The following is a 521-nucleotide window of genomic DNA, read 5'->3' on the forward strand; positions in this document are numbered from 1 at the left end:
CCATGCCTTCGTCGTAGTGAGGACGGCCGAGGATTTTGTAGATGTCGTCTTTGGTCAGGCCAGGACGCATTTGATCCAGCTCGTCAAAAGTCGGGAATGTACCGCGGTCTTTGTTGAAGGTCAGGGAGTAAGGTTTAGGGAAGCGTGGCTCGTCTGTAGTGCCTTCAGGAGTGATTTTGCTCTTAGTAGCACAGGCGGCCAGCAGGCCGGTAGCCAGCAGGACGAAGCCCACTTTTGCGATTTTTTTCATTTGATAATCCTTTTATTGATTTTACCGGCCGAACTTTTCAGACGGCCTGTTAGTGCCGGCAGCGAGTTTGCCGGTTGACCCAAATAATGTTGTGCTTCTTAAAGATGTCCCCGACGGTTTGACAAACAGAACATCGGCACATTCCGGCAGGGCATTGCACCTCATCTCCGTTGTATCCGCCTGAATCGGCAGAACCGTTCAGACGGCCTGACTGACATTTATTGTCACTTTGTAACAATTTCACTGCGAGTAAGGCTTGGGGTTTAGAGAT

The 521-nt window shown here is 50.3% G+C and carries 1 protein-coding gene; it reads right to left on the reverse strand.

Annotated elements, in window-relative coordinates; translation table 11 throughout:
• The coding region (locus ACTHSP_RS21565) for an outer membrane protein assembly factor BamE (RefSeq protein ID WP_440346949.1) at positions 1–250 on the reverse strand (250 nt) is incomplete at its 3' end.
• Positions 251–521: the final 271 nt, after the last annotated feature.

The sequence above is a fragment of the Neisseria sp. P0001.S005 genome, assembly GCF_051963715.1.